General features: G+C 59.5%; 10 protein-coding genes and 1 pseudogene. All 11 read right to left on the bottom strand.

Annotation, left to right across the window (positions count from 1 at the left end):
- Positions 1 to 4 precede the first annotated feature (4 nt).
- Entirely contained in the window at positions 5 to 697 is a 693-nt protein-coding gene (locus tag PMO31116_RS22010) for a heme-copper oxidase subunit III family protein (RefSeq protein WP_150568565.1), read from the bottom strand.
- Positions 698 to 749: 52 nt separating this feature from the next.
- On the bottom strand, positions 750 to 1,385 hold the full coding sequence (locus PMO31116_RS22015; RefSeq protein WP_150568566.1) for a cytochrome c oxidase subunit 3: 636 nt from the start codon (positions 1,383 to 1,385) through the stop codon (positions 750 to 752).
- Entirely contained in the window at positions 1,382 to 3,247 is a 1,866-nt protein-coding gene (gene ctaD, locus PMO31116_RS22020; protein ID WP_150568567.1) for a cytochrome c oxidase subunit I, read from the bottom strand. Before ctaD ends, PMO31116_RS22015 begins: the two co-directional genes overlap by 4 nt.
- 481 nt (positions 3,248 to 3,728) lie before the next feature.
- A pseudogene (locus PMO31116_RS22025) lies at positions 3,729 to 4,856 on the bottom strand (cytochrome c oxidase subunit II); the annotation flags it as partial.
- A gap of 235 nt (positions 4,857 to 5,091) precedes the next feature.
- Positions 5,092 to 6,018: an NAD-dependent epimerase/dehydratase family protein gene (locus PMO31116_RS22030; protein WP_150568569.1), complete on the bottom strand. Its 927-nt coding sequence runs from the start codon at positions 6,016 to 6,018 to the stop codon at positions 5,092 to 5,094.
- A complete protein-coding gene (gene gmd / locus PMO31116_RS22035; RefSeq protein ID WP_150568570.1) occupies positions 6,018 to 7,052 on the bottom strand; it encodes a GDP-mannose 4,6-dehydratase in 1,035 nt (344 codons plus the stop codon). The genes PMO31116_RS22030 and gmd overlap by 1 nt, the downstream gene beginning before the upstream one ends.
- 98 nt (positions 7,053 to 7,150) lie before the next feature.
- Positions 7,151 to 7,981 (bottom strand): glycosyltransferase, encoded by an 831-nt coding sequence (locus tag PMO31116_RS22040; protein ID WP_150568571.1) that lies wholly within the window; start codon positions 7,979 to 7,981, stop codon positions 7,151 to 7,153.
- Positions 7,978 to 8,958: a glycosyltransferase gene (locus tag PMO31116_RS22045; protein WP_150568572.1), complete on the bottom strand. Its 981-nt coding sequence runs from the start codon at positions 8,956 to 8,958 to the stop codon at positions 7,978 to 7,980. Before PMO31116_RS22045 ends, PMO31116_RS22040 begins: the two co-directional genes overlap by 4 nt.
- A 102-nt stretch (positions 8,959 to 9,060) precedes the next feature.
- Complete coding sequence (gene wzy / locus PMO31116_RS22050) at positions 9,061 to 10,296, bottom strand: oligosaccharide repeat unit polymerase (RefSeq protein WP_150568573.1); 1,236 nt, start codon at positions 10,294 to 10,296, stop codon at positions 9,061 to 9,063.
- Between the two features lie 76 nt (positions 10,297 to 10,372).
- Positions 10,373 to 11,104 carry a hypothetical protein gene (locus tag PMO31116_RS22055; protein WP_150568574.1) on the bottom strand — a complete coding sequence of 244 codons (732 nt, stop codon included), beginning with the start codon at positions 11,102 to 11,104 and terminating at the stop codon, positions 10,373 to 10,375.
- 4 nt (positions 11,105 to 11,108) lie between these two features.
- Positions 11,109 to 11,323: hypothetical protein (locus tag PMO31116_RS23915; protein WP_217424770.1), on the bottom strand; the 215-nt coding region annotated here is incomplete at its 5' end.

Raw genomic sequence — 11,323 nt, forward strand, 5'->3', positions numbered from 1 at the left:
CCTCCTACCAGAGATAGAACAACGCGAAGATGAACACCCAGACCAGATCCACGAAGTGCCAGTAGAGGCCGGCGATCTCGACGAGTTGATAATTGCCGCGGCGCTCCAGTGTGCCGTTGAGCACCTTGCGCATCACGGTGAGCAGGTAGACGACGCCCGCGCTCACGTGCAGCCCGTGAAAGCCCGTGATCATGAAGAAGCATGCGCCGAACTGCGCCGCGCCCATCGCGTTGCCCCAAGGGCGGACGCCTTCATGCACGATCAGGTTCGTCCACTCGAAGGCCTGCATGCCGACGAACGCGACGCCCATGTACGCCGTGGCCAGCATGCAGGCGGCCGTCTTGTCGCGGTCGCGCCGGTACGCGTAATTGACCGCCATCGCCATCGTGCCGCTGCTGGTGATGAGCGTGAAGGTCATGATGGCGATCAGCAGCAGCGGCACGGGGTGGCCGTTCACGTCGAGCGCGAAGATCTCCGCCGGGTTCGGCCATTGGGCGGTGGTCGACATGCGCACCGTCATGTAGCCGATCAGGAAGCTGCTGAACACGAACGTGTCCGAGAGCAGGAAGATCCACATCATCGCCTTGCCCCACGGCACGCGGAACGTCGCGCGATCCGACGACCAGTCGGTAACGACGCCGCGCCAGCCGCCGGGCGGCTCGGCTGCGGAGGATGCGACGGACGATGGCGTGTTCACGATCGGACTCCTTGCCTGTGGACAATTGCGCCGGCGACGACGGATCGGTGCTTCACGGGCTCACGCCCCCGGTGCCGCACAGGCGCTGCGCGATCTCCGGCGTGAGGTTGACCACGGCCGCGAAAAGCGCCACCCACAGCACGAATAGGAAGTGCCAGTACTGCGCCGTCAACGACAGTCGGCGCGCGCGCGTCGCGTGCGCGAGCCGGTGCGGCAGCAGGCACGCCCAGGCCGCCAGCCCCCCCAGCAGGTGCAACGCGTGCAAGCCGGTGAGCAGGAAGAAGAAACTGTTCGCGGGATTGCCCGCCACACCGAGCTGGCGCACGGTCAGGTCGCGCCAGACCCAGAGCTGTCCGGCAACGAACGCGATCGCCAGCACGCCGGCAAGCACCCAGTCGCGCCGCGATCGCCGCAGCTCGCCGTGCCGCGCCTGCGAGGCCGACGACTGCATCACGATGCACGCGGCCGCGAGCACGCCGGTGTTGACCCAGAGCGCATTGACGGGCGGCAGCGGGCGCCAGTCGCCCTGACTCATGCGCATCACGTAGGCCACGAGCATCAGCGAGAACAACATCCCGATGACCCCCATCAATCCCCACAGGGCGATCTGCGACGGCGCACGCCGTCGGGGCTGCATGATAGGCACGCCGCCGGGTGGCAGGGACGGCCAGGAGGGCACGGGTTTCATGGCGTGGCTCCCTTGGGCGACTCGGGTGGTGGCGGCGGTGGCGTCGCCTTGCCACCGTGCAGCGCCGCCGAATCGCCCTGCACCAGCGTGGCGGGGCGGCGCGGGTCCGGGGCGAGATTCTGCGGCACGAAATCGTCGATGTCGCCGGGCACGCTGTACTCGTAAGGCCAGCGATAGACGGTTGGCAGCACGGGCCCCCAGTTGCCGTGTACGGGCGGCATGTCGGGCGTCTGCCATTCGAGCGAGGCGGCCCGCCATGGATTCGCCCCGGCGGGCTTGCCATGCCTCGCGCTCCAGGCGAGGTTGAACAGGAACAACAGTTGCCCGAGCGCGACCACGAACGCCGCGATCGAGATATACGCGTTCATGGTGTGCGCCGAGTCGGGAATGAAGCTGTAGTTCCTGAACTCGTAGTAGCGGCGCGGCATGCCGAGCACGCCCAGATAGTGCATCGGGAAAAAGATGGCGTAAGTGCCGAGGAACGTAATCCAGAAATGCCACTGCCCGAGCCGGTCGTTCAGCCGACGCCCTGTGATGAGCGGATACCAGTGATAAATACCCCCGAAGATCACCAGCAGCGGCGAGACCCCCATCACCATGTGGAAGTGGGCGACCACGAAGTACGTGTTCGACAGCGGCATGTCCACGCTGACGTTGCCGAGGAACAGCCCCGTGAGGCCACCGATCACGAAAGTGCTGATGAAGCCTATGGCGAACAGCATGGGCACCGTGAGATGGATGTCGCCGCGCCATAGCGTGAGCACCCAGTTGTAGACCTTGATGGCCGTCGGAATCGCGATGATGAGCGTGGTGGTCGCAAAGAAGAATCCGAAGTAGGGATTCATGCCGCTGATGAACATGTGGTGGGCCCACACCGCCACCGACAGCACGCCGATGGCGAGAATCGCCCAGACCATCATGCGATAGCCGAAGATGTTCTTGCGCGCGTGCACACTGATCAGGTCCGAGACGATGCCGAAGGCGGGCAGCGCCACGATGTACACCTCCGGATGCCCGAAGAACCAGAACAGATGCTGGAACAGCAGCGGACTGCCGCCGCGATACGCGAGCGGTTGCCCCATCGACACGAGCGCCGGCATGAAGAAACTCGTATGCAGCGTCTTGTCCAGCAACATCATCACCGCCGAGACGAACAACGCCGGAAACGCCAGCAACGCGAGCACCGTCGCCATCACGATGCCCCACACGGTAAGCGGCATGCGCAGCAACGTCATGCCTTCCGTGCGTGCCTGTAACGCCGTGGTGACGTAGTTCAGGCCGCCCATCGTCGCTGCCACGATGAAGATCAGCAGCGAGACGAGCATCAGCACGATGCCCCACTCCGTGCCCGGTGTGCCGGGCAGAATCGCCTGCGGGGGATAGAGCGTCCAACCTGCGCCGGTCGGGCCACCGGGCACGAAGAAGCTCACCATCAGCACGACGACGGCCAGCAGATACACCCAGTAACTGAGCATGTTCAGAAACGGGAAGACCATGTCGCGCGCGCCGACCATCAGCGGAATCAGGTAGTTGCCGAAGCCGCCGAGGAAGAGCGCAGTGAGCAGATAGATCACCATGATCATGCCGTGCATGGTGACGTACTGGTAGTAATGGCTGGCGTCGATGAACGAGAACTTGCCGGGGAAGCCCAGTTGCAGACGCATGAGGTTGGACAGCACGAGTCCAACCAATCCGACGGCAATGGCCGTGCACGCGTACTGCACGGCGATCACCTTGTGGTCCTGGCTCCAGACGTACTTCGTCCAGAAGCTCTGCGGGCCGTCGTGCCCACCATAGCCACCGTAGCCACCATGGGCACCGGCATGGGTGGAACCGTCGGCATTCTCGGCATTGCCAGTCATGACGTTGTCTCCCTTTGTTGCCGGTGCGGCCTGCGCGCGTCTGTGTACGACGCGCGGCGGGCTACGGCGCCGGTCTGATCATCGGCACACTCGGTTGCGCCGGTCCCGGCGATTGCGGACCGGTGGACTGCCGCGGCGGGATTGCCAGCGGCGGGGCGTACGTGTTCGGATCATTCTGTAACGGCAGCCCCGGCGTCCCCCCTTGCCGACGCGCAGGTTGCGACGGTGACTGCGTTCCCTGATTCGTCTGGTTGTCCGGTGCGGACGGCGTCAGCGGTGCGTATTGCACCGGCGGTCGCGGCGACTGGAGCGTGTTCTGCGCGAGTTGTATCGCGGGCGCGTCGGTTCGCGGCGAGGACTGCGCGGGGACGGCGGTGGAAGCCAGAGCAACGGCTGTGATCGGAATCGCGAGATTGGCGAAATGTCGGACAGGTTTGAGCATGGCGGATGGACGAGGTGTGTCGGATGAAGCGGACGGCGTGGGTGCTCCGGGCTGCGCCGCCGGTTGGGCGCCCAGCGTCCGGATATAGGCGATAAGCGCCTTCAGGTCGTCGTCGCTCAGTTCCAGTTTAGGCATGATCGGCGCGAAGCCCTTGGGCACACGTGCCGTCGGGTTGCGGATGAATTCGGTGAGATAGGCGTCGTCGACGTGGGCGGAACTGCCATCCTGGAACGTCTCCGTCTTCCCGTAAAGCCCGTGCCAGGTCGGCCCGACACCCACAGATCCGTCGACCGAATGGCAGCCCGCGCACCCTTTGGCCTGCGCGAGCAACTTGCCCTTGGCGGCGAGCGGGTCCAGTGCCCCTGCCCCGGCATGCTGCGATTGCAGTGCAGCAAAGGTGGGCAGCTTGGCCACCCAGGCGTCGTAGGCGGGTTTATCGTCCACGACCACCACGCCACGCATGTTGGCGTGCCCCACGCCGCAGAGCTGCGCGCAGAGAATGTCGAAGCGGCCTGTACGGGTCGGCGTCAGCCACATCTGCGTGACCATGCCCGGCACCATGTTCATGCGCGTGCGAAACGGCGGGACGTAGAAGTCGTGCAGCACGTCTTTTGCGCGCAGCAGCAATTTCACCGGCTGGCCGACGAGCAGGTGCAGCTCGGGGGCGTCCACGATGCGATTGTCCTGATTCGCAGGATCTTTAGGATTCAGACCCAGCGGGTTGTCGGCGGTGACATAGCTGGGGTCCGACGTGCCGAGTCGACCGTCCGGTCCCGGTAGACGAAATCGCCACTGCCATTGCTGGCCGACGACTTCGACGACGTAGGCGTCCTTCGGCGCTTCGATCAGCTTGGCGTAGACGAACAGTCCCGGCGCGAGCATAGCGACAATGCCGACCGTCGTAATGCCGATCAGCCAGAATTCGAGACGGCGGTTATGCGGTTGATACGCCGCACGATGCCCGTCGCGATGACGGTAGCGAAAAATCGCCCATGCAACGAAAAGATTGATGACGACGAAGGCTACGCCGGTGATCACCAGCGTAAGGGTGAGGGTGTCGTCCATCTGGTGCCAGTTCGACGCCAGCGGGGTCTGCCACCACGGACTCCAGAAATGAAAGGCGAGCGCAGCGACGACTACGACGATCAGGAGAATCGGGAGAGCCATGGTAGCGACCGCGCGACGGCAGCTTAATCTCCAATGCCACGTGTAACCGGCTGCGCCGAGGCGCTCGGGATCTCCGGATGCCTCGAAAACAACCAAAGGACGCCCGCCAGAGGTGGTAGCGCTGTTCAGTAAAGAGTAGGACGGGATAACAGGGTGTCAAGCATCCGCGCATAAAAAAATAGCGCCCAAAGGCGCTATTTTTTCCTCCAGCGTCGTTCGACGCCTGTATCAGTCATCAAGCATGATCTGTCGACGCCGGATAATCCAGCATCCACCGCAGCGTATCGACTAGGTCGAATTGCGGCAGGTCGGGTAACAGCGCGCGCAGTCTATCGGGAACGCCTACCAGCGCTTTCAGTTCATTTGCGCGGACCAGCCGGGGATCTGTCGTAATGCTGATCTTGTGCCCACAGAGCCCTTCGAGCATGGCGACGACATCGCCCAGCGCGTACCCCTTGCCCGAGCAAAGATTGACGGTCATCCCGTCGGCTTGCACGCCAGGATGCAGAAGATCTGCATAAGCTCTCGCCACCATGCGCACATCGTTGAACTCACGGCTGACGTCAAGATTGCCGAGCGATATTTCCGGCTTTCGATCACGGAAATGCGCGACAAGCTTGGGGATCAAAAATTGCTCCGATTGCCCAACCCCCGTGTAGTTGAACGGGCGAACGATCGTCACGTTAAACCGATCCGACCAAGTCCGCACCATGTGCTCCATCGACAGCTTGCTCATCGCGTAATGGTTCACCGGTGCCGGACAAACCGCTTCCGAGACGGCCGACATCGGCGGATTTCCATAGACGTTTGCGCTGCTGGCGATCAAGAACCGAGTGGGCGTGACACCCGCCCGATTCGCCGCTTCAAACAAATTGAGCGTACCGAACAAGTTGACGTCGTAGAACTGCCGGATATCCGCATGTCCCACAAACGCAATCGCGGCGAGATGTACCACGTAGTCGGGCCTGACATCGGCAAACACGCGCGTCAGGGCGCTCAGATCCGAGATATCTGCAGCAATGCCATTGGCGTCACCATCAGACTCCTGCGAGAGTCCATACACCGCATAGCCCGCGGCTTCCAATGCCTTTCGCACATGGTGTCCGGTGAAACCACGTGCTCCAGTCAACAAGACGCGCGACGTTGCCGAGTTGCGATTCATTAGAAGGAAGCTCCGCGTCGATTGCGTTCTAGGTCGGCGTCAACCATCAACTTGCACAGTTGCTCCAGGGTCGTCTCTGCCGTCCATCCCAATTCACGCTGTGCTTTCGCCGGGTCCCCGATCAACAATTCAACTTCCGCGGGTCGATAAAAGGCCGGATTCACGCGTACGAGAACGCGTCCCGTTGCCGGATCTACCCCTTGCTCTGATTCCTGAGCACCACGCCATTCAACGGCCTGTCCCAGCGCCTTGAACGCCATCGTCACAAAGTCGCGCACCGTCTCGGTTCGGTTAGTCGCCAACACGTAGGTGTCGGGCCGATCCGCCTGCAGCATGCGCCACATCCCTTCAACGTATTCCTTGGCAAAACCCCAATCGCGTTTGGCGTCCATATTGCCCAACTCGAGAACATCGAGTTGGCCCAAACTCATTTTGGTGACTGAATCCGTGATCTTGCGGGTCACAAACTCGCGGCCTCGCAGGGGGGACTCGTGGTTGAACAGAATCCCGCTCGTGCCGAAAATATCGTAGGACTCGCGATAGTTGATCGTCATCCAATGCGCGTAAAGTTTGGCGACACCGTACGGACTACGTGGATAAAACGAGGTGGCTTCCGTCTGCGGGACTTCCTGGACTTTGCCGAACATCTCGGACGTCGATGCCTGATAGAAGCGGATCTTCGGATTGACGATACGAATGGCTTCGAGCAAGTGCACCGGACCCAGTCCAGTGATCCCAGCTGTCGTCAACGGTTGATCGAACGACACGCCGACGAAACTTTGCGCGGCGAGATTGTAGACCTCGTCAGGCTGGCATTGCTCCAACAAACGAATGCTTGAGCCAAGGTCCGTCAGGTCGTACTCGACGCGCTTGAGATTCGGATGATCTGCGATACCGACATCTTCCAAACGCCAGAAATTCACAGAGCTGGTACGGCGGAAGGTGCCGTAAACCAAATAGCCTTTTTCAAGCAGCAGTTGCGCCAGATAGGCGCCGTCCTGACCGGTGATACCTGTAATGATGGCTTTTTTCATATTCACTTAGACTCCAAACCTTGCGGCGAAATGTCACGAGGGCATTCCGTCTGCCGCCATTTCGAGAGCTGCGCGGCCACCGCTCCCGATGCACGGATTTACTTCTCGGCGGAATTGGCTCCGACAGAACGCAGCGCCTTCAGATTTCGAGCGCGTCTCGTCTTGTCGAAGATCCATCCCCACTTGTTGAAATACCGAATCGCCGACTGCAAGTGGTATGCGAGTAGCCGCTTATTACGATAAGACCCCTTCGCGTACTCGTGGACCACCTCCGCAGACGGAAGGTAAGCGACACGCCCGAAGTCGTTAAGTCGACGAACCAGATCCACGTCTTCCATATACATGAAGTACCGCTCGTCGAACCCACCGATTTGCAGCAACTGTTGCGAACGCAAAAACAGAAAACATCCGGACAGGGTCGGCACGTCACTCGCAACGTCCTGCCGAAGTGCGTGCAACTCGTAGCGTCGGTCGATCAACTCACGAACCTTGCGCGACGGCACGAATCGGCGCACCAGCAAATCGACGGGTGTCGGGAGCAGCTTGCACAGTCGCTGGAGCGATCCGTCCGGATACACGATTTTCGGCATCGCGACCATCAACGCATCGTCTGCCTCAAACGCTGCAAGCACCGTCTCGATCGAATCACGACTGAAATGAACATCCGGATTGAGCAACAAATGAACATCCGATGACCCACACGCCCGCTTAATAGCGACATTGTGCCCCGCACCAAATCCGACGTTCGCATTATTGAAAATGTAATGAACGAGCGGGTACTCGAAATGGTCGCTCTTCAGCGGCTCAGGCGAGTTGTCGACGATGTACAGCGGCGAGTCATTCGTCGCCTTCAGATAATCACGGATCACCGCCTCGAATAGCTTCGCAGGTGTTCGGTACAGCACCAATGATGCGGAAAGCTTCTTCATGACAGGCTCTTGAGCAGCGCCACCGTCGACTCGATTCCGTCGACGACGCGTGCAGGCGGTGCGAACGGCCTGGCCGGTTCGCGAGCGAAGGCTTCGTTGCCCAAACGCTTCGCGATCCCATCCACATCCGGCGCGAAATCGGCCATGCCATCGAAGAACTCCCGGAATACCGCGCAGTCGAGAAGCAGACAAGGCACGCCACACGCCAGCGCGTGCGCGATCGGCCGCCCAAAACCCTCGCCATCGGTCGCCGAGACAACGACGCTCACACCGCCGACAAACTGATCCATCGACGTCTTGTCGCTTGGCATCAAGATCATCTCGATGTCGGGAAACGCTGTTTGAAGCGACCGGTAATATTCAGTGTCGTGACCGAACACGTGGAAGATGATGCGCCGCTGGATGCCGAGTCGCTGAATCGACGAAAACAGTGCGGCGTAATTCTTCTTGTCCGAGTCCGTTCCCATCAGGCCAACGATGACGCCGCCGTCCGGGACCTCAGGTGCCGATAACCTGGGGCGCTCGGCGGGAAATCGGCTGGGCGCAAAAACCTGTTTCGACGGTGCGATGCCCACCGAGTCGAGAAACGGCTTGGCGGTCAGATTCGTATACCCGGCGAGGCAGCCGGACGTGCGCGTTCCAATCGTAAACAGATTCCGCTTCAGGTTTCCAAGCCGTCCGACAAACGGATAAATGTCATGAAAAATGACCAATTGATTCCGAACAAACGGAATCGGATGCGGGGTCGGCGTAAACACGAAATCTCCGCGCAAACCCGCTTTCACGACTTCCCATGCCATCCCCAAAGCACCGCATGAGCGCACGTCTACGTTCGGGAAAGCCGCCCGTGCCGCCGACACCAGTTGCGGACGAACGAGAATACGTCCAACGCGATCCGCGCAAGGCTCGGCATAGTCAAGACCGTAGTAGTACATCCCGTTGGTCTTGTTGAGATTGTAAAAATTAAGAACGAGCATCGGCACTTTGCGACCCCAGCGGGGCCAAAATTTGCGGGAATGTGGATCTTGCCATCATAGCAGCGGCCATCTTCTGGGCCGGAATACAAGGCTTCAACGCGGTCATTTGGTCTTGCGCCATGTCAGATCGATCGCGAGGTGTGCCAGCACCATCAATCCCAGCGCATACACAAACAAGAAAAACGCGCCGTACCAGCCCGGGATAAGCAGGACAAGCCACGCATACCACACCATATCCATCGCTTCCACGCGTCGGGACATCAGCTTCGCAAAACACACCGACATCGCGCAAAGCAGAATCGCATACAAACAGTTCCACAGCGACCACTCCGGCACCACGGAAAACCATCCAATGAATGTCGGGTTGACGTTCCAATTCACGTCGAGCGACACGGGGTCCAGATACTGCGCGACCGCCTGTCCCAGACTCAATGCAGGTGCATTACCCAGGACCTTGTCGAGGGCGATGCCGTGAATTCCTTCAAGCCACATGGGGTAGACGGAGCCCTGCATCACCTGATCGTGCATTGCCGGTCCGATCAGGTACAACGCGACAGCGCTGGACATCAGTTGGAACCGCTGGAAAACCTGGGTCAAAGCGATGCCAATGATACCGAGGGTCCCGTCTCCGGATATTGCATTCATCATGGTAGAAAACCCGTCGTCGCCGTTCGCGTGAAACGCGAAATATCGAATGTAAAGTTTTCCAAAATACAGGATGGGATACCCGACAAACAACCCGACGAGGGCCAGCACGACATGATGAAATTTGAGTGCCCCTCTGCGAATCAGGCGGCACGATTCAAAGAATATTACTGTCAGAAGCACGCCGGACCAGCCGCGAATGAAATTCGAGATCAGCCAGATGACGACGTTGATTTTAAAATATTTCGTATCCCGATATATTCCGTAATAAACGTAAAAGAGCACGTCAACGGGCAACAGCACCCACAGGTACGACAGCAACGACGAGTCTCTCGTCGACGAACCAGCCACATAGGTCCCCGTCGCCAGGAAAAACACGACGAACAGAACCTGCAGCACGGCAAGCACGCGTCCGATGATGCGACTCGAACGTTCCTCGTCGCTGGCACCCTTGAGCCTCGGCACGCCAATCCGGCTGAACCACCTGAATAGCACGACGTTGAACGCGATATACGAGGCGGCCAGGGACAGGAAAATCCAACCGACCGGAGTTCCGCTCAACAACGGAACGACGTGCGTCTCCCCGTAAAGCAGTTGCGTTTCCGAGATCAACAGGTAGAAGCCCAGGTTGACCAGCAGATAGAAAATTAGCCACACCGCTCGTGGCATTCGTCGCAGCAGCGTATTGAACATTAAATATGTCTACGTCTCGATATTGGCGGTCTTCACACCATCATTGTCACGGTGCACTTGCTCACCGTTATTGTTCTCAGCGTCCGGCAAACCGAACGATGTTGGATTTGCAGTGATTCAGAAAGAACGGCAACGCGATGAGCAGCATTCGATAGTCGTAGATCGCCATGCATACCGCAAATCCCAGGTAAATCGGCACCCGCAGGCGAAACAGGGTCGCATCGTCGAGTCCGATCAGCTTCTTGGCGCCAAGATAGTGGATCAACTTGACCATGATGTGCGGTGCAGCCGCCAGCACATATACCGTAGCCAGGGGCGCTAGCATTGCCAGTCGCACGAGGATCTTTCCAACGTTCAGAACGAGAAATGTCGCGACGCGTCGCTCCGGAACCAGCGCTCGATTGTGCAACTCGAAAGTGATCGCCAACACGACCAGTCCGACCGCGACAGTCACAGTGAGTGTATCCATCTGCTTTGCGCCCCAGAAGGCGAGGATCAAAATCACCGGGATTCGCACAGCCAGAAAAATTGCCAGCCGAAAATCCGAAAATAGCGACCGCACGGTCTTCCCCGCACCTTCGTCTTTCGCGACGATGTCGTTGCGAACATAGCCAATCTCATAGATCGCGTACAACACGAAAAACCCAATCACGACATTGAGCAGCGGAACGTCCAGCAGCAGTGCTACGAGAAAATACGGGACAACCTCCATAAGGAAAAGTCCGATCAGTTTTCCCAGCTCAAGGCCCGACAAATAGCGTCCTACGAAAACACTGCCTGGGACCAAGGCGAATAGTAGTTCTTTCATAGCGTCATCCGAGGGAGAGTTTCCGGTCCGTCACCAGGTAATTTTTGGCGCCAGACCAGAAATCGAGCTCGCTATCCGAGTAGACCCGCTTGATCGGAGCCGTTCGCTCCAGAACACGATACACGCGGGCTTTGCGCGCCAGCAGTGACCTGCCCCCTACAAACAGGGCCAGCCGGAGTCTAGTAAAGTTCGTTTTCGGAGAAGAAGACGAACATGAAG

Source organism: Pandoraea morbifera (genome assembly GCF_902459575.1).
In the GTDB taxonomy this organism is placed as follows: Bacteria; Pseudomonadota; Gammaproteobacteria; order Burkholderiales; family Burkholderiaceae; genus Pandoraea; species Pandoraea morbifera.